Origin of the sequence: Bacteroides sp. K03 (assembly GCF_019734355.1) — a bacterium.
In the GTDB taxonomy this organism is placed as follows: Bacteria; Bacteroidota; Bacteroidia; order Bacteroidales; family Bacteroidaceae; genus Bacteroides; species Bacteroides nordii.
In genome coordinates, this window is sequence record NZ_JAASHC010000035.1 from 1 (window position 1) to 21,697 (window position 21,697).

Genomic DNA, 21,697 nt, shown 5'->3' on the forward strand with positions numbered 1-21,697 from the left:
GGAAGGGCAGGATTAGAGTTGCTAAGAATTAAGATGGTGATGGAACATGTCTTTTTCAACTAAATTGAAGAAGAACCCATAAAGTACGTACTTTTATCATACAAAAGTGTACATTTAACACATACTTAAGTACGTACTTTTATAACATAAAGAATACACTTTATTAATCTACTGTTTTTCAATAACATAAACAGAAATAAATCTAATTTTAAAAGAAGAAAAGGCGTGGTGAGCGTATACAATGTATGAGAGATAATGCTTATTTCGATAACTAATATAAATCTGATATAAAGTATCGGATCTGATTTTCATTGTAATTAGTACGTTCTAAACTATTCTCAAAGTATTATACCCATTGGTACCTTATACCAATGGGTACAACTTTCAATACTACATAAAGTCAAAAAACAATCTGATGCTTAGTCCTTCATCTCCTTTTTTAATACGTACAATTCCCGGCTGGCTGTGTGGGCCATGCTGTGATATCGGTTTAAATGAACGGATAGCGGGAATATCTAATAAGAAAGAGATGTCTCCGGAAGGAAAATCGGGCATCGTATTAATCCCATCCTGCCTACCGAAAGGCTCTTGTGGAGTAAACATACGAAGAAAGAGTCCATCGGTAGAAGAATAAACCGTAAAAGGGGCAATGCGACTCTGCACTGTAGCCCAATAAAAATTAGCGTGATATCCTTTAAACTCCGGATAAACCAGATTCTCAAAACTCTCTCCGGTTATCGTGTTGTTATACTCTTTTTGCCAAATAGCATAATTGGCTCCTTTCACCCGGTTCTTCCATACGCGATAGGGACCACGTCCAAACCAGCGCATCCCCGTACAGGCTGTCTCAGGATAAGAAAAGGTCAGACCAAGATTCAATACAGCCTCATCCATAAAAGCATCATCAAATCCGCCCCCGCCGGAAGCACGATTGAGCAATACAGCATCCATAGATAACAGGCCGGAAGCCGAAAGGCGCCATTGTATAGAGTCAACTCCCCCCCGGTAATAAGCACAGAACACCGCATCGCTTCCCTCCAAACGAGTGGAATAACGAACTAATTCCATTTTCATACCTACCGGAAGAGGGCCATTGGTTAATGGAACTTCGATATGTGTGTGTTCTTTTACCACCTTGGCAATAGTGGCATTACTCTTCCGAAAAGAAACAGCAATCCCATTACTACTTAATGTCACCAGCGAATCACACTGACTTAAAGAAGCCATATTCTTATTAGCAGTTAGGAAGGAAGGCATTTCACGTTTCAAATACTCATCGGCATAACGCACAGGCCATGTCCAGTTACAAAGGCTCTTACCATCCGGTCCGAAAGCTTCCAATTCCAACACATCTGCCTCCCAAAAGCAGGAAGGCAACTGCATGTGTGCATATCCGGTTTCACCGGGGGCGAGAGACGGCAAACGAACCTCTCCGCTATCAATACAACAGCCATCAATCTCCTTTTGCAAAGGTGAAGGATAACGGTGAAGACGGTAGTTCATCCGGCAATCACGGAGATTAGTATATAAATAGGTATTGGTGATAGCAAATTCTCCGCGAAAAGAAGATGTTATATAAAATTGCCGGAACTGAATGGGAGCCCAGACTTCGCGTACTGTATACACACTTCCTTCCCGCTCACGATAAGGTCCAACAATCCCATCGGGAGCATTGAACCGATCAGAATCCAATCGTCCGCCCTGATCTGTCCGGCGGACAGCTTCATCGGAAAATGCCCACATAAAGCCACCGGCGAAAAGGGGATGAGAAGTGTAATTAACCCAAAAATCTTCCAGTCCGGCTCCATGTCCCTGATCGTACTGACCATGCATAAATTCGGTAGGCATAAAGACATTATAGCCATTAGTAAAACGGGCTACGCCGGTGAGATACGCCGGATAGTGATGTGTATCCAGTCCGCTAAAATCGGCCCAGGGATGAATTACATGCCGTTGCTGAGGATCATAATCCGAGAAATGTTTATCAAGAGCAGAATTCCAGCCTCCTTCGTTCCCATTACTCCAAAGCACAATAGAAGGATGATTTACGTCACGGATAATCATCTCCTGTTGTAAACGTTTGCCTACATTTTCATCATAAGCATTTTGCCAGCCAGCCAATTCATCAATAACAAAAAGTCCCAACGAATCACAAGCATCCAGGAAATGTGTATCAGGCGGATAGTGAGAACGGACAGCATTCATATTCATCTCTTTCAATAACAAAGCATCCTGCACGCTAATCTCTTTATTCGTAGTGCGTCCACCATCCGGGTGGAAAGAGTGACGGTTGATACCTTTCATTACAATCTTCACACCATTGACATAAATTCCGTCCCGGGGACGAAACTCTACCGTACGAAACCCGATGCGTTCCTGATGTTGATGTAATAGTTGCCCGCTCCGATTGAGCAGTTTTAATTTAAGAAGATAAAGATTCGGAGATTCAGGGGTCCAGGGAAGAATATTCTCCCATTGAGTATCCAACCGATAAAGAGTAGCACTATCTGTCAGTTGGAAAGAATGTTCTTTGAGCAATTCGCCACTCTTTAGATTCTCAACAGTTGCTAATAAACAATAACCGGATTTTGCTCCTGACAAATAGACATCCGCCAACAAATGTCCATCACACAAAGCATTCACTGCAACCCGATCGATATGTTCCTTTGGTTTTATTTCAAGCCATACCGGACGATAGATACCGCCAAACAGCCACCAGTCAGCTTTACGTTCGGCAGCATTTACCGATTTATTGGCAGAATGCTTACTGACGCGTACTTCCAACCGGTTCTTACCTCCAAAATTCAGAAGCCTGGTTATATCATAGGAGAAACGATAAAAACCTCCTTGATGAACCGATCCTGCTACACAATCGTTCACCAGAACTTCAGTATCAGTCATTACCCCATCAAAAACGATTTGCACTGTCTGTCCGGTGTATTCCTTCGGTACTTTAAAAGAGTGTCGGTAAATTCCGGTTTCCATACTCGGATTCTTTACCCCTTTTTCCTTGTACCACCGTCCATAGGTATAAGTACCAAACCCCTGTAATTCCCATTGTGAGGGTACTTCGATCTTACTCCACCGACGGCTATTATTCCCATCGGAACAATAGAAATCCCACGTCACGGTGTGATTCAATCCCGTACCGGAAAGATAGCGGCGATGTGTAGATGTAGACTGGGCAAAGACCGCCTGAAAGAGAAAAATAAACCAGAAAGCTAATATATACTTCATCTCAAATAGGAAAATTAACAGTGTAAATCAGTTTATTACAGAAAGCACAGAATTTCAATTGTTTTAAACTCTGTATAGAACAATTGAAATTCTGTGTTTTTGTATAGCACAAAGATAAGACAGAAAAGGCGGAAACAACGGGGATTTTATTTATTTATTAATCAAAAGGAGAGAATCTTATCCGTTGTCATCCGTCCTCTATCTGCCTCATCCGTGTACCATAGAAAACAAATCAAATGTTATTACTTTAACAGTTTCTTCACAAACTTCGTTGTTCCTGCTTCCACTACAATAAGATAAGTACCTTTGGGCAAACTGTCCAATCCGCTGATGTACAGTACTGCTCCTCCGTCTACCACATAGGCAGTGCGGTGAACAAGTGTACCCGCAGAAGAGTACATCGAAACTGTAGTACATCCGGATATCTCTGCCGGGAATTCAACCGTTATTTCATCCTTGAAATAAAGCGGATAAATGTTCAGATCAGAGTGGAATGCCGTTTCTCCCGAGATGCCGGTTGGCTTATTAAGCTCATAACGTTCCTTTGCTTTGGCGGCACTCATGGCTCCTCCATAGACGTGAAGCTCATCAATTGCCCCGGTAAAGGGAGTATTGAAGTTCACATTACAGTTACCGATAACAAACAACTCCGACTCTGAAATATCACCGGTTTTGTCAGTCACCTCACCTTGGAAAACTCCATTAATATACATTTTCAATGTTTTGGTTTCACCATCACGGACACAGACTATGTGGTTCCACTCACCATTGAAATATTGAGTAGCAGGAATGTCGAGATTGGATTTCGTAACATCATCGTCAATACCAAAGGTAAGATTTCCATTCTTGTACTGTAATCCGACCCATTTCCCAGTAGCACCGGTCGAAGCATTCTTCGCATGGCTACCTTTGTGGAACAGATACCAGTCTACACCATTGTCTCCGTTGGAACGGAACCACAGTTCAATACTAAAATCCCCGGTGCCCAGTTGTAATTGATCGTAAGAGGGTTGTTCCATTCTACGGGTTGCAGGAGTTGCGGGCAGCTCCAATGCCTGTTGGCGGACCCCACTTATCCATGTGGGAACAAAACCTACTGCCTCTGCTTTTCCATACACCGAATTGACAGCAGATGTACCGGTTGTTTCATCAAATGAGAAATAGGCTAATTCATTCAATATCACCGGAGCTTTCACTTTAATCGTTCCGGAGAGAGTAGCTACGGTAAGTCCGCCAACACTCTCTATGGTATACGCATACGTGCCTGTTGCCTGGGGAGTTCCTTCAATCGTGAAAAGACATTCTTCCTTGTCCACGACAACGGTAAGCCCTTCCGGCAGTCCTGCTATTTTTACATCTTCCGCATTCTTCCATGAATATGAAATCGGTGAAATCGCTTCACCCAGGTCTATCGACTGGTTCAGATAACCGATGCCCTTCTTCGCGAATGAAGCATTTTCCGTATCCTGATCTCCCAGGTAGTAACCCAGATGAGGAGGTTGGTTATAAGCCACATTTTGCCAGGCTATTCCCATGCGATAAACAGGGTCGTGCATCAAAGTGGTTATCTTATATTCAGTAGGAATAATAGTGGTAAAGACCAACAGATCGGAGCAAGTCTTTGAATCCCATAGGATAATTTCTTCACGCCAATCCCCCAATATGTCAGCACTCAAATTGGGAGTGGCTTTGGTAGAGTTGCAGGAAGCGGCATTGCTGTAATCGGACAAAGTAATCATACGGTTCGCTTTCGTGCCGTTCCATTTATCAATCTTAACTCCATCCAACAGTTCGTCCTGCAAATCACCGTCCCAATACACCCTGAAGTTAACGGAAGGGCGGTTCTTACTGGCTATGATATTCCCTTTGCAATCGTATACATTACCATTGGCAGTCGACCACATTTCAAACCCACGGTGAGCAGGATCTATATCCGCAGCAATCCCACGCCCGACGTCCGTTCCGGTTTTCTCGCCAAATATAATCTCGCCTGTTGCGGCAGAGTGCACCTCATACCCATAAGCAGCCGTTTTTTCTTCATGAGGTGAAAAGACTTCCAACCCATCCAAATCGGGATCCAAATCGGACAAGTGAATAGCATCTCCATGTCCTAAACCGGTACGATACAACGTTTTCCCATCCTGATCGATGACACACGCTCCGTAAACGATCTCGTCACATCCGTCTCCATCTACATCTGCTACCGACAGATTGTGGTTTCCCTGTCCATAAGCTCCCGAACCGGATACTTTAGAATCATGAGCCCATCTCATTGTCAGTTTTGTTCCGTCAAAATCATAAGCGGCCAGTGCTGTACGTGCATAATATCCACGGCACATCACTAAACTTGGTTTTACTCCGTCAAGGTATGCCACACATGCCAGATAACGTTCCGAACGGTTACCATATCCATCCCCCCAATCATTAATGTTTCCACGAAGAGGACTGTAAGCAATGGTCGAAATCTCCGCTCCTGTCTGTCCGTTAAAAACAGTCAGATACTCAGGGCCATCCACCACAATTCCTGCTTTACTACCGGAAGAGCGGTAGTCGGCATTGGGATCATCGCTCCCCATTATTACAGATTTTCCCTGCCCATCAATAGTTCCCGGCGCCGTTTTACAGGCAACTTCGGCTTTACCGTCACCATCAAAGTCATACACCATGAATTGAGTGTAATGGGCTCCGGCACGTATATTCTTACCAAGATCAATCCTCCACATGAAAGTTCCGTCCAACTTATAGCAATCCAGATAAACATTGCCTGTGTATCCATAGAAAGAATTATCGCGTGAGTTGGTCGGATCCCATTTCACTATAATCTCATATTCCCCGTCTCCGTCAACATCACCCACGCTACAATCATTCGGAGTGTAAGTATATTCCTGCCCATCCGGATAAGTTTCACGCGTTTTATCTTTATCCGTTTGAACAACGTCATAAGGTAAAGTCACTCCACCTCCCGGACGTTTTAGAGGAATTCTTTTATATTGTTCCGCCCAGACGGACACTTCTTTTGTGGTTTCGGTCTCTGTACCATCCAGTACCCCTTTAAGCATATAGCGAGAAGCTACAGTACCGTCTTTATCTACATAATTGGTTGTAGTTACCACAGGAATAGTCGTGATTTTGACTCCATCCCGATAGATGTCAAAGCCCAATTTTCTGGCATCAGTAACTAAACTACGCCAGGACAGAAACACTCCGTCGGAAGATTTTACGGCAACTACTCCTCTATCCAATTTTTCCTGAGCCTGCCCCCACAGAGGTATCATGATACCTCTAAGAAGCAAAAAACATAATACTATACTTATTTTTTTCATTTGATTACTTATTCAGCTTCAAATCATATCTAATAAACCAGTTCTCATCAGAAGTCTCTAAGTTACTACCCACAGAAGTAGCTGTGACATATTTTTCAGCAACTTTATCTGCCCATATCTTACGCGCCTTATCTCCCCAGCGCCTTGCCGAACGCAACATCGTATAGTAAGTACGTGCTTCACCGGCAGACTCTAACCTCGACTCTTCAACCAGTAATGAATCTACCATCCAATGGGCATACTCCGGCTCAACGATCACCTCGTTGGTTTCTTCGTCTTCACCTAAAATCCATTCACCCAAAGCCGGAGCCGCAATACGTCCACGAACTCCCTGACAGTTCAACTGGCTCTCTTTACCGACACATTGATACAGGCAAACAGGATAGTCAGAGAACGGGGGTGAAAATGTATTAGTAGCTTTATTATAGAGCGAACCGAAATTCTGTCGGGCAGAAGACTGACCATTAAGGAACTGTAATGCTTCACGATAGCGTCCCAATCCGGCACAGGCCTCGGCCAGCCACAAATGGATATCAGCAGCTTTGTAATAACATAAAGGCACATCATTACGATAAATATAATCACTGGTAGTATGAGCTCCTAAGAATTTATAAAAAATCAGTCCTTCCGTACTTTCTTTATAGGATTTATTAATTCCTCTATTTTTCTGATCATTAGCACCACTTATTTCCCACCGGGTTACAGCTGTCACAGCCGGACGCAAATAATATTTATTTGGATAAGTATTAGAAAAGTACTCAATCACCCGATTCGTTTGTTTTTTACTATAATCATAGAAAGCCACAGAAATATGATCCTGACGATTATAGGTTGTTGTTGAGAACAATTGACTCCAGGAACCCTCGTACTTCGACTTATTCAATGTAAAACTAGCCTCTTGTTCTCCACCGGTACGAATAATACTAACACAGTTATCCCATACTTTCTGATAATAAACAGCATTTTCGTCTGCTGAGTTTTCCTTCTTTGTTTTATACAAATAAAGCTCAGCTAACAAACACTCGGGAGTAGGGCAAATACGGTTCCACTCCAAAGACTCGGGAGAATCACCCTGTCCCGGATACAACACGGTAGACCAACGTATATCTCCTTTCCCATTAATACCATTCATTCCATTTTCAACCAAACTGATACACTTATCTATCAACTGATCGAATTTAAGTACGGGATATTGTGACAAGTCCTGATAAGTAGCCAAAGGATCATCTAAATAGACGGCTTCACCATATATTTTAGCAAGCATCAGATAAGCCCATGCTTTATATCGTAACGCACCACCAATAATACCTTTATAATCACTGTCAGATAACACAGTAGGATATTGCTCTCTGTATTCAAATACATGTTTAAGATAATCATTACTATTCATGATAAGAGCGTAAAATCCTTTGGGATCAGCCAATTCATTATCAGTAAACGGAGTTTGTAAATCTTTGTAATTATAAACATCCCACATATCTATTGAAGCATTGGTAGTAGGTTCCAGCAGGTCTCCCCTCAATCCTTCCAAAAACATGGCTTGGTCTACTACATCTTGTACACAAGCAGCCAGCCCCATGTAGCCTGTATATAGCTCATAAGAAGTTCCTATATAGTCTTTTTCCAGCAATGCATCATCAGTATTCGGAGTGAAAAAATCATCACACCCCGTCAACAAAGGAAACAATAATGCCAAGAAATATATTCTTTTTTTCATAACTTACCTTTATATAATTTTAGAATTGAACCTTAAAACCGAATTTTACTGTACGCGGATTTGCTACCTTTCCATAATCAAAACCACGCATCGAACTATCATAAGAATACATCGTTTCCGGATCTAATCCCAGATAGTCGGTAGCTGTAAACAGATTCTCAGCAGCAACAAACACAGTAGTGCCAGCAAACAATTTAAATTTATAACTTACCATCAGTTCTTTTAATTTTAAATAAGAAGCATCTTCAATCCAACGATCAGAAAAACGATTATTCTCCATCGGATCACCATAAACAGCACGAGGCATATCGGTGATCTGCCCTTCGGCCATCCAACGACGGTTAACAGAAGTCAACTGATTAGAAAAGTCGGACATAGACTCCATAGAACGCCTTACAGCATTGTACATTTTATTACCCTTACTATAGCCGAACGTGAGTGACAGTTGTATCCCCTTATATTCCACAGAAGTAAAGAAACTACCATAAAAATCGGGAAGTGCGCTTCCTAAATTAACACGATCATCCTTATCTATTTTTCCATCATTATTCTGATCTACAAAGTGCATATCGCCCGCAGCGAAAGGTACACCAATCGCATTAGTCAATGCCTTTCCGTCCTTTCCTGCTGCTTCTGCCGCAGCATCAGTAGCAAATACACCAGCTGTCTGATACCCATAAAAAGAGTACAAAGGTTGACCAACCTTGGAAACCACAGCTGAGCCGTCACTCATAGAAAGAACAATCTCACTTTCCCCTCCCAATGATTTCACTTCATTTTTACAAGTAGAAAGTGTTCCGCCTATATACCATTTAAAATCACGATTCTGTATCAATCCTATTTGTGCCCCAATTTCAAAACCTTGATTCACAACTTCTCCCATATTACGATACATATAATTCGAACCATATACAGACGAAATCTCTACCGGCATAATCAAATCCGAACTTTTACTATTGAAGTAGTCTACAGTCAACATCACGCGATTATTGAACATGGCAAGATCCAAACCGACATTGAATGTATTGGTTAACTCCGGAGTGATTTTCGTATTGGGGACTCCCGCACGTACCAACCCTGATAATCCTTTGAATACACGGTTTAAATAATAATACTCTCCGATAGTAGAAGCAAAACGGCTATTTCCGGTCATGACATATTCAGCACGTACATTCAGATTATCCAGTTGTGGCATATTTTTTAATAATGAATTACTCACACTCCATGCTACATTTACAGCCGGATAAACCTGTATACGAGAAGCGTCGGCACCTACAGATGATGAACCGTCAGCTGAGAGATTAACACCTGCAAACAACTGATGATTATAATTATACTTAGCAGAAACATGATAATTCATCCAGTTCCATTTATTTATATAACCATAATATGAACGTCCGATGGTCTGCACATTATTCAATGTTTTATAATAGTCATTTGCAGTATTCCATCCCGAACCAGCGTTGTAATCAATACTATTCATTGCAATTTGGGCACCTGCCGCTGCAGAAACTGTATGTATACTTGCCAGTACTTTCTGATAGCCCAGTTCAAGGGCATAATAAGTATTTAGAGTCGTTCCTTCCGCCGAACGTATCGTATTCTCTGCCAAGCGGTTTTCTAACGGCATAATAGTAGTAATACTTACACCCGGAACGAAAGCATCTTCTTGTGTCAGATTATAATTTAAACCAAAATTGGCTTTCAAGTTCCAATTATCATTTATGGTATATAATAAACCGGCATTCATCAATACATCATAAGCGTGCTGTTTCATCTCCACATCATTGACAACAGAAAGCGGATTACTTACACTATTGTTCTCTATCAGATTACCATCAGCATCACGAATGGAAGCAAAATCCGGCAACAGGTTATTCTTACTGTCTTTATTATAAGGAGAGAATAAAGGACCCTTGCGCAAAGCTGTTAATATCGGATTCGTTTCTGATATCATTCCCTGTTCTGCCACTCGGTTGTTTGTATATCCGAATGAAATCGTCGAAAATAATTTCACATTTTTACTAAGATTCACATCGGCATTCATACGAGCATAGTATTTGGTCGAGTTTGTCTCCTCTACCACTCCTTGCTTATTTTTCACGCCGATAGAGAAATCATATTTAGCGATTGCATCACCACCTTTGATTTTTAACACATTATCTGTGACAAAAGCATTCCGATAAATCAAATCTTGCCAGTCAGTATTATTATTATAGAGATAATTGTAATAATAACCCGGATCTTCTTTTAAAAAAGGAAAAGCCGCCAATGCATCAGACATATCTTCATATTTTGTCAAAGCTATATTCCCCATCAGACTCTTGTAATCGTTTACTCCTAAAACCGGTAGTGTAGCATTATTCCATGAAAGTCCGTATTGCCCTATAAATTCGACTTTTGTATCAAGATCCGCAGCTTTATCTGTTTCGATCATAATAACCCCATTTGATCCCAATGAGCCATATAAAGCGGCATCTGCCCCTTTCAGAACCGTAATATTCTCAATATCCTGTACATTCACTACACTGAAAATATTCTTAGAGTATCCACCAATAACCCCAGATTCGTTCATATCGGGCATGTAAGGTATACCATTTATTACAATCAATGGAGAAGAGTTGGCTACCATCGTATTAGCACCCCGTAACTTGAAATAGTTTCCTTCACTATTCTGCCCCCCTTTTGAAATAAGTTCTATTCCGGGAATGTTACGAAATCCTTGTTCTACATCTGTTATAGCTAAGTTAAGTTCACTTTTACTAACCGACGTAAGATTGGTTTGTTTCACATTTTGTCTCACCAAGCCCACAGAGGGTAGTGTAACTTTGTCGGCGTATCCTTTCATATCGTCTGGTATCAATACAATACGTAGCTCTGCACGTCCTGCTATAGGTTCTTCTTTCGTATAAAAACCCGGACACCATACGGATATAGTAGCTTTAGCAGACACATTATTAACAATAAATCGTCCGATACTATCACAAGTAACCGTCTCATCCATACCCGATAACGTAATCACCGCATCGGATAAAGGCTGATTACCATAGGAACTGACCACTGTACCCGAGATTTTCATTCCACCTTTTTGTGCTTTCAAATTCATAAAGCAAAAGGTAGAAAGAAATATTATCAATATTATTTTATAGTTATTCATTATTCTAATGCTATAGGATTAATAATTATTTGCCGAAGGCTTCAAAGCCCAATGGTAAATGCGCAATTTCTTACTGTCTCCTTTGTAGAATTCCACACGGATACGGAAGGAGCTCATACCTTCACCTTCTATTTTTACAGTGCCAACCGGACCACCAAGTCCATCCCATTTCACAACTTTATCTCCATACAAGTCAGCTGTTGTCTCATTTACACGATCAAAATTCCATGGAGTAGATGAAACGATAGAGAGATTAGAACCTATCAATTTCATATTAGCATTTGGTGAAGGGCTTTTCCCATCGGTATTACCATCAAAATAAACATTGACATACGGGTGCCCACTACTATGAAATCCCATATATAGGTCATACTCACCACAAGGAACTTGCATCACTCTCGCTTTATAAGGATCGTTCTCTTTTTCTCTATATCGTTCCAGTGGAGGAAACTCAGCCCAGAAAGGAGAAACATCTTCGTCACCATTTAAATCCAAGATATAATAGTTTGACAGAATTTCAGGTTTGGGAGTCGCAGAATCTTCAAAAATAGCAATCTTAGTCGTATTCATAAAACTATAATACATTTTCTGTTCCTCTTCCGTAAGATATTCATAATAATGCACTAACGACTTGATGCGTGTCAGAATATAGTTAGTTGGTATCTTTACATTCGTCATTTTATACATAATACCATTACTCAACTCTTCCATACTACTTTCATCTATTTTTTGAACAGTAGTACGCCAAATCCTATTAAAAGAAGATTTTATATCTATGGTACTAAAATTTTTCAATTCTCCGGTATAGAATGCAGCTTCTTTAATCCACGTCATAGCCGTAGCCGAGTCCAGTGCTGTCAATGTTTTTCCCATAGCCGTATATTGTATCTTCAATTTATCGAAGCAGTCTTTCATCACATTGTTATCCGGTAAGAAAAGAGTAAACTGTTTAAATTCCGAGTTGAACTCCGCTTTCTCAAACAGCGGATTGTACACATAGAAGACAGAGTCATACACAGTATTACCAGTTATATCTACCCCAGTAGGAATAGAGTTTACTTTATCAAAACGCATTTCATTATTCTTCATGACAGAATCACGAAATATAGAATACTCATCCGGAAGATTCTTTATGTAATCGAACATATTAATTTTTGATTTCATTAATTCGTCAATCACATGAACAACCCCGTTCTTCAAACGATAGGAACGTTGTACTTTAGACTTGTTAACGTAGGTATCTTCCCCCTGTTTAGTTATTTGAAGGTATACCCCATTCAGTGTAGGAATACGCAAACCATTTTTCAAATCACTCTGCAGAAAAGGCAAATAATTAATATGATACTCCATTCTTAGAGTGTCCTTAGAGTCAATTCCCGAAGCAGTCATTGCAGCGTTATCTACTACCCAAAAAGTAAGTTGTTGTTGCTCCTTGGTTAGCTCTTTGTCAAGACCACATGCTTTAAGTTGATTGTAAAATTCACTATATTCAGGATTACCGTCAAAAAACTCCCTCAAAGTTTCATCCAAAATTTCTTCTGATAATTTATTACTCCCATGATAATATTCATCCCATTTATCCGAACAAGAAATAAAAATCAGGGTAAGCAATGCACATATAGATAAGATATACTTATTCATAATTCCTCCTTTTAATTAATTGGTTCAAATATCAAACAATCCAAATAAGAGTAATAATCATCACCCGCCATAAAACGTACTGTATGAGGTACCGATTCAGTAAACTCCACCTCTCCTACGGTTGTGGTAATCATCTCACTTTTGGAGGTACTATTTCCCCAGGTAGTAACCTGTGCTCCCACATATTCGCCGTCAACGATAACCGACCATCGTCCTTCTTTAGTTTTGAGAGCCTGATTGTAATGTACCAGAGATATTTTATATTTACCAGCAATGATCATCGGACATTCCATCTGTATCCAACCATATTTTCCAAGATTCAGAAACATACAATCGTGATTGGAAGCTTTATACATTGCTTCATTTTTATTAGCCAGATGATAAGTATAGTTACTACCATATCCACCAGAAAGTTTATAACAGTTCAATGTATCATATGCCAGACTACGAGTATATGTTTCAGATTGATTTTCTAATTGATACTTCTCACATACACCTGCCAGCTCCGGATAATCGGTCAAATCCCAAGTGACTTTAGTTGCTTTCGGTTCTGTAATTTCCATCATCCCATCTACCACATGAATGACTCCATTCTTACAATTCAGATTTTTTCGAGTGACACTGATACCCTTCTTTGTTTCTTCATTATAGTTCAGAAAAAACATCTCATTTACCAATCTCATACTGATAAGGGTATTAGATGCCATCATGGAAACATTTTTCGATGTATTATTATCTATATCAGTATTCATATCGGCAAATGAATAAGCAGAATTTGCAATATGATAACCTACATATCGATTTACCTTATTGGCTGGATCAGTATAATTAGTATTTGTTTCACCCAAATAAGCAGCCAACGATGCCACACTATTTATACCGGCTTCCGTAAACACATCATCCGGTACAGCAAAAAGAGTGTAACGGTACTTTACACCATTCATATAAATACTACTCAATAGCTTGTCATAACCTGTTTTATCGAGTAAATCAAGCATTAAAGCATAATTTTCATCCAGATTATCAACAATAGTACCCGTCACAGGTGTTAAAACACTTTCCAAAAGATGAATCACTGCATTGGTGGCTGTAATATTCAACTCCTTGATACGTGCTTCACCATTAATATAGAATGCCTGAAACCCACCTTCACGCATTTCCAGACTTAAATAATCTCCACTTGCTGTAGAATCCGGAAACATACCATCAGGAAAATCCGAAGTTGTATATTGTTTAGAAGCTATCGTATGATAACGAACCAGATTAGAAGCTTCCTCCATATCCAGCTCCCGTACCGAACTTTTTCCTTTTGCCTGAAGATATTTGTACATCGCTTCATTATCAGGTACAAAGCAAGTATAATCCATATTCAGATTCACTGTATTAAACAGTCCGGTATACTTCAATAAATCTACCCATGAGGAATATACATCCTCGTTGGCTTCCATAAAACTGGCAGCGGGCATTTTATCTGTATCTTTGAACACCTGATCGGCATACGGGTCGGAACAAGCCCCCCACATAAGAGTAAATGCCGCCGCTAATAGAATTACTACGCGTTTCATATTGTCCTTCTTTTTTTTAATTACTGATACTTTCATAATATTCACTTTGTACTAACAATGGGTTTTTCTGTAACTCAGACTCTGAGAACGGCATATACCATGACCCTTCGTTGGACAACGTAGCTCGTCCCAATGATTGCGACGTGGCAGCCACAGCTTTCAGAGCTTGTTCTATGAATAAGTTTTTATACCGTACATCTGATAACTGTTGGCTTCTTAAACCGATACGTAACATATCAAACCAGTTTTTACCTTCAGCAAAGAACTCTTTCTGCCGCTCTACCAATAAATATTCCAACATGGTTAACCTGTCTTCACTTAATGTCATTTTTTCCAAACCGGCACGTTGACGAGTTTTATCTATAAGTTCGCCCGCCATTTCATAATTATCCTGCATAATCAGTGCTTCTGCTTTCATTAAATAGACATCAGCTAAACGATAAACCAAATAATTCTGATCATTTTCTGAGGCAACACGCGCCGTAGCATTATCTACCCCAAGATACTTCCAAATATAACCAGCCTCATTATATGAATAATTCAATCCACGAGATTCATTCTCGTTTTGTTCAAAAAGATTAGTCATATAATCGGATACTTTGTAATATCCGTCAGTACCTGCTTTAAACCAAGTCAGGAAACTATTCGTTTGACTCTTCGGGTTACTATATTGTATTTCAAAAATTCCTTCATTACTATTTCCCGGATAATAATTCAAAAAGCCATTACCAATCAGTCCTACACGTCCGGAATTAATTACTGAGTTACAATGTTTTATGCTATTTTCATAGTCACCTAACCAAAGATACATATCAGCAAGCAGAGCATGAATCCCCCAGCGTGTGGCACGCCCTTTCGTATTGATAGGATTATCATTATCTACTTCAGGAAAAAACTCCTTTGCATTAGGCAAATATTCTTCCAAATCAGCCATACATGATTTTAAAATAGTAACGCCATCCTCCTTTGGCATTATATAAGGAGCACTATCATCTACATACGGCTCCGTAACAAAAGGGGCATCTTTAAATGTACGAACGATGTAAAAATAAGCAAGTGTCCGCTGAAAGAAAGCCTCTGCCATAAACGAACGACACATATTCATATCGAAAGACGGGTCTTTATCTACTACATCCGGTGCATATTTAATAACCGCATTAGCCATAGCAATAGCTGCATAAGGTTTACTCCAATCGGCCAATCCATTTGTAGGCAAAATATCGAAAGCACGTAACTTCACCGCTGCTTTCTGTAAATCCGAACCAGAAGTAGACCAAAAAGAGAGCCCATTCCCCCTACCTTCTCCCCAAAGCAGGAAGGTTTCTACCGAGCTTCTCAAATTAATATACCCGGAAGCAAGAACCGCTTCCACTTCTTCTTTGGTTTCCCAATATTCAAAGCTACTCTGATTATTTTCCGGTAATACAGTCAGATAATCTTCACACGATATTTGGGATAACGTGGTTAGAAGTAGCAAAATATAATAACTTATCTTTTTCATTTCCTTCTTTTGTGAATTAGAATCTCAAATTCAAACCAAATGCAAAACGCATAGCCTTCGGAGTATTATTACTATCAATAGCTACCTGTGCTGCAGAACCATCTTCCGGGTTCTTCAGGTTTATTTCCGGATCCTGTCCGGTATATTTCGTCCAGACAAAAAGGTCATAACCTGTTGCATAAATCTCAAGCTTATTGATACCTAATGGTCTCATCCATTTTTCAGGGAACTGATATTTTAAAGTAATGGTCTTCAACCGAAGAAAAGAAGCATCCTCCACAAAGCGATCGGATCCTAAATAATTGTATCCTTTATCATACAATGCCCGTGGAATATCAGTATCGTCTCCTTCACTACGCCAACGGCGTAATACAGCTACACTCTGGTTGTTTTTACCATACATATTTTCCATATTAATGCGTGACTCATTAATAACCTTTTGACCTGCACGCCCATGAAATGCTGCTACTAAACTCAACTTTTTATAACGGAGCGTAAAATTCAAGCCACCAGTCAACGTAGGATTACTATTGCCCAGATAAACGATATCGTTCTCATCAATTACCCCATCACCGTTCACATCTTCGTATTTAGCGTCACCCGGATATACTTTTTGATCACCATTTTTTACAACTACCGGTGCCCCATTTATATCCATGATCTGCTGCCCACTTTTATCTACCGCATAAGTCTGTTCTACATTTTGGTACACACCTTTATAACGATATCCATAGAATGAACCTAAAGGATCGCCCATTAACACGCGATATGCATATTTTTTATTACCGAAAGTGTAAGTTTCATCACTTTGATTTTCTGGAAGTTCCAAAACTTTATTCTTATTTTGTGAGATATTGAATCCGAAATTGAATCCCCAGTCTGTTGTACGAACAGCAGCTACATCAATATTAAATTCCCAACCTCTATTCTCCATTTTACCAGAGTTATACCAGGCCACAGTAGACAGACCTGTTGAGCTGGGCACTTTAATTTTCTTTTGCAACATATCATCTGTCACCTTCGTATATAACTCTACAGCAAAAGTTATTCTATCTGAGAAAAGCCCTACATCTACTCCAATATTATTTGAAGTAATTGTTTCATATTTTAAATGTGTCAAATCCGGACTCTCTGGCTTCACGGCGCTCATATCTCCATAACCAGGTGTGACAGCCGAAAATTTGCCGATATAAGGTGATGTTCCGGTAGGAGCATTACCCGATTGTCCCCAGCTATAACGTAGTTTTATTAATGAGATAAATCCTAATCTTTGGATAAACTCCTCATCACCTAAATGCCACGCGACACCAAATGTGGGAAATCCCCCCCAACGTCCACTGGCATCCATTGCCGAACTTGCTTCCCAACGGTATCCCGCATTAAACATATATTTCTCCTTAAAGATATACTGTCCGTTAAGAGTTAAGCCCATATCTCTATTAATCGTTTTTCCAGAACCTCCTTTAGCTGTAGTAGAACCTGCAATAGGAGAAGTTATACCAGAAGAAGCTGTATTTGCCGATCGGCTACTATATGTACTCGTTGTCTGATCTGATGTCTGAAAAATACCACTAAGCAACAATTTATGATCATCATTAATAGACTGATTATAAACCAGACGATTTTCCGTAGTCAAATAAAGAAGGTCTTTACCAATGTCATAATTCAAAGCAGATGATTCATGCTCATAAGCAACCCCTGTTACGCTTTGCGGAAGGAAACGATTTATTTTTGTGAACTGTCCGTTAAAACCAACTGTACCAAAATAGTCTAAACTTTTAAAAGGTTTAGCATGAAGAACGAAAGTCATACGACTATTTGTAGCAATCGTTCTGTTCTGTGCCTCATTTGCCATTGCTACGGGGTTGTATACCTTATCATTTGAAAAGGTCATACCAAACGATTCATATGGAGTAAAATACTCACCCGTACGTTGTCCATTTGCTCCGATCACATAAGGACTCATATTAGGCATCTTAGTTAAAGCGTGTCCACGAATCGAAGCTTTCTTCAATTCATCTGTATCATCTACGTAATTGGCATCCGTAACTCCACGTGTGAAACTGTATTGCAATGCAATATCAAGTTTATCTGAAAAGCGATAATCTGTATTGAACGACGCATTAAAACGTTCATAACCCGTACCTATTGTAGTACCCTCCTGATTCAGATACCCAAGTGATAAACGATAATTCGCTTTGTCACCCCCACCCGACACAGAAAAAGAATTATCAGAAATAAAACCAGTCTGGGTAATTTCATCCAGCCAGTTCGTATTTTGATTATATTCATCAAAATACTGCCAGTCTGGATCAAACCCAATTTCTTTCGTATTATAAAGCAGCTTAAGGTACTCCTGAGATTTGGCTGCGCTCGACCCCAAATCAGACACAGTATTATAAACAGCATCCTGAATCATAGATATATACTGGTTAGCATTCAGCATAGGGATTCCGGAGCGTTCCTTACTGAATTCATACTTTGTATTAAAATTAAACTGCAAACGTCCTTTGCTACCTCTCTTTGTCTTTATGATCAAAACGCCATTGGCACCTTTTGATCCCCAAACAGCTGTAGCCGCCGCATCTTTTAAAACTTCAATAGATTCAATATCAGCCGGAGAAATATTCAACAGAGACCCATAATCATCAGAATTTGCAGAAGCAAAACTAAAATCATCTGAAATATCAACAGGTAAAGGTACACCATCTACAACGAACAAAGGTTCATTGGAAGCATTTAAAGAAGCTGTACCGCGAATACGAATTGAACTTCCGGAACCAGGATCAGCGCCTGTAAGAATATCCACATTAGCCATAGCACCTTGTAAAGCTTCTGTTACAGAAGTCACCGGTGCGGTTTCCAAACTACCAAGAGTAAGTTTCTGAGTAGCAGAAATCATCTCTCTGGCAGATTGTCCCATAGAATTCCGCTCTATTTTTTTAGCAGTCACCTCCACAGTTTCTAACGCCATACCTTCTTCGTCTAACGTGACATTAATCACTTTCTGACCCGTATATTTTATGGTTTGTGTTTTATAACCAATAAAAGAGAATACAATAGACAGATCTTTTTGATCAGGTATCGACAAACGGTAATTACCATTTACATCGGCAATGCTACCACCTAAAGAACGATTAGATGCATTTGCAACATATACGTTGGCTCCCACCAAGGGTTCATTAAAAACTTTATCCATCACCGTACCTGTCAACACATGTTGTGCCATAATCATCTGCGCACATGCTAACAATAATAGTAGGATTATATTGCGATTTCTTTTCATCTTTCTTTATTCTATATTAATTCAATAAATCCAATACGCCGTCTATTACATAAGCTGCACCATCAGCATAGATATAAGGAAAATAAGAAGTCACATTTACTTCATTTCCTTTGCTGTCTCTTAGTTTCATCGAGCCATCCGCTTTATTAATAAGCGTAATTGTTATATTTTCTTTCTTACCATTCACTGTTTTAGTGCCAAATGTAGTTAAGACTTTCTCTGTATTTTTACCAGTGGTTGCAAACGGATAATCAACCAAACCACTGGCTGACATATCGACAAAAAGACTTTTTACAAACATATCTCTCTCCTCCTGAGGAGCCTGTCGATCAAATTTAGGATTACTTCCTATAAGATCAGCTAAAACAGATGCCTGTGTTGATACAAATACAATAAAACGATTACCTTGCAGGAAATTAAAAGCCGGTTCCGTATCATCTACAGAGGCCATTCCTAAATATATACCGAAGCCCGAATAATCATTTGTGCCTTTAATCTGTTTTACACGATCCTTAAAATTACTCTGGTCAGCTATTAACGAGGTAGTTCCTTTATCACCTTTCAATGCATACGCATTTCCCATGTTATAACTCTTGATTAGCTCTATTTCCGCTACAGAAACCTCATTATCAAATCTTTCTGAATTCCAGGTAGCTGAAGAATATATTTTATTCCCCTTACGATAGAGATATTCATAATCATTATAAGTTGAATATATCATTTCTGTTTCTCCCTTTTGAGCCATAATACCATCCGCAATATGTGCACCGGCAATGGCTTTCGCCTGAGAAGTTGTAGCATTACTCATTGTCCCATCGGTACTGTTAGCTACTTGTACCTGTTCATCAGTAATGATATAAGGATTCCCTTTCAAATACTGAATGTAATCACCATTATATTCACTACCCAATAACATTTCATCGGTAGGGAAAAACACATCAAAGTCTTTATCCAGTGATTTACTAAATATATCAAAAAGAGAGCCTTTATGACATAGTAATGCAAACACATTGTAATCTTTATTGCAAAGCGCCGGTGCAATAGGTGTTTCAAATACTTCAGGAGTTATCACATTATCTTTCATTCCTCCTAAAATACCATTTGAACATACTTTCACATCAGTAGGCATTGCTAATTGGTGGTCATCCCAGATGTCATTATTGACAATATAACTTCCCAAAGCATAAGCTCCAATCATACCACCACCATATCTGATAGCATGCTCATTCATAAAATGATAGAGTGGCACAAAATTCACTTCCTCTAATGAACTAAATGAAGCAGACCAGTACTTCTGGAAGAATTGATTAATAGATTTATTATCAGGAGCAAGTACTGCATATGAAACACTTGTCAAATAATTCATTTGAGCATAATCTGGTGTAGATAAATTGTAAAAGTTCGTCCATTCACATGCAATAGGTGGTAATATGTTGTGTGAATGTACAAATAGAGAATCCCCATTACCATAATCTCTTGTTGCATCCTCATCATACTGATAAACCACAAAACGATCATACATCTTGGCAAACTGTGTGTAATCCGAATTCTCCTTATTCATCTCTGCATAAATCGTTTCCAATGGCTCAATCACTTGATTTATGGTATATAAATAACCATTATCCGTCACCACTTCATCTCCGATAACAGATGCATTAGCTACATTGAAGCTTCCGGTTCCACCTGTATAAACCGATCCCGGAAACATCGTTTCATAATCTTCTTTTTGGGATGCACTAATACTGCTCAAAGAATATTCCGAAATGATCGGAATAAAACGTTCTTTATGCATTATTTTACGTACAACGTCATTGTTCGCACGATCCACTACCGTAGAAATAGCATCACGGCTCTTTGTCCTGAATTTAAAGTAATGACCAGGCTTCTGTATTTCATTATCTACACCATTCGGATTATAAAACAGAAAATCACGTTTGCTATAAGAATAATACACCAGATGATATCCTACTAATTTATTCAGTTCCACTTCCGGAATATCATCTATCGAGCTATAATTATGTTTAGACAGATAGGCAGTAAAAGCCTCATCAGTAGGTGCCATAACAGTCACAATACCTTTCCCTTTTACAAGATCAGCATAACTACTTCGCTCTACAGCTCTCATGAAAGTAGAGAATGTCCCCTTATCTTTCATTACTTCATAAGCATTCCCTTTCAACCAATCAGGAATTTCATAGTACTTATCCATTTCCGACTGACATGCCGCCAGCGAACAAAAGAAAAGACCTATCAGAAAGTATTTCTTCATC

The 21,697-nt window shown here is 39.5% G+C and carries 9 protein-coding genes; all 9 read right to left on the reverse strand.

Annotation, left to right across the window (positions count from 1 at the left end; translation table 11 throughout):
- Window positions 1-390: 390 nt before the first annotated feature.
- Window positions 391-3,237 (reverse strand): glycoside hydrolase family 2 TIM barrel-domain containing protein, encoded by a 2,847-nt coding sequence (locus HCG69_RS17905; protein WP_221651156.1) that lies wholly within the window; start codon window positions 3,235-3,237, stop codon window positions 391-393.
- Between the two features lie 242 nt (window positions 3,238-3,479).
- Complete coding sequence (locus HCG69_RS17910; RefSeq protein ID WP_221651157.1) at window positions 3,480-6,560, reverse strand: LamG-like jellyroll fold domain-containing protein; 3,081 nt, start codon at window positions 6,558-6,560, stop codon at window positions 3,480-3,482.
- Between the two features lie 4 nt (window positions 6,561-6,564).
- A complete protein-coding gene (locus HCG69_RS17915) occupies window positions 6,565-8,277 on the reverse strand; it encodes a hypothetical protein (protein ID WP_221651158.1) in 1,713 nt (570 codons plus the stop codon).
- A gap of 19 nt (window positions 8,278-8,296) precedes the next feature.
- On the reverse strand, window positions 8,297-11,383 hold the full coding sequence (locus tag HCG69_RS17920) for a SusC/RagA family TonB-linked outer membrane protein (protein ID WP_221651159.1): 3,087 nt from the start codon (window positions 11,381-11,383) through the stop codon (window positions 8,297-8,299).
- Window positions 11,384-11,452: 69 nt separating this feature from the next.
- Entirely contained in the window at window positions 11,453-13,075 is a 1,623-nt protein-coding gene (locus tag HCG69_RS17925; protein ID WP_221651160.1) for a fasciclin domain-containing protein, read from the reverse strand.
- Between the two features lie 11 nt (window positions 13,076-13,086).
- On the reverse strand, window positions 13,087-14,640 hold the full coding sequence (locus HCG69_RS17930) for a fasciclin domain-containing protein (RefSeq protein ID WP_221651161.1): 1,554 nt from the start codon (window positions 14,638-14,640) through the stop codon (window positions 13,087-13,089).
- Between the two features lie 16 nt (window positions 14,641-14,656).
- On the reverse strand, window positions 14,657-16,141 hold the full coding sequence (locus HCG69_RS17935) for a RagB/SusD family nutrient uptake outer membrane protein (protein WP_221651162.1): 1,485 nt from the start codon (window positions 16,139-16,141) through the stop codon (window positions 14,657-14,659).
- 16 nt (window positions 16,142-16,157) lie between these two features.
- Window positions 16,158-19,427: a TonB-dependent receptor gene (locus tag HCG69_RS17940; protein ID WP_221651163.1), complete on the reverse strand. Its 3,270-nt coding sequence runs from the start codon at window positions 19,425-19,427 to the stop codon at window positions 16,158-16,160.
- 16 nt (window positions 19,428-19,443) lie between these two features.
- A complete protein-coding gene (locus HCG69_RS17945) occupies window positions 19,444-21,696 on the reverse strand; it encodes a fasciclin domain-containing protein (RefSeq protein ID WP_122201006.1) in 2,253 nt (750 codons plus the stop codon).
- Window position 21,697: the final 1 nt, after the last annotated feature.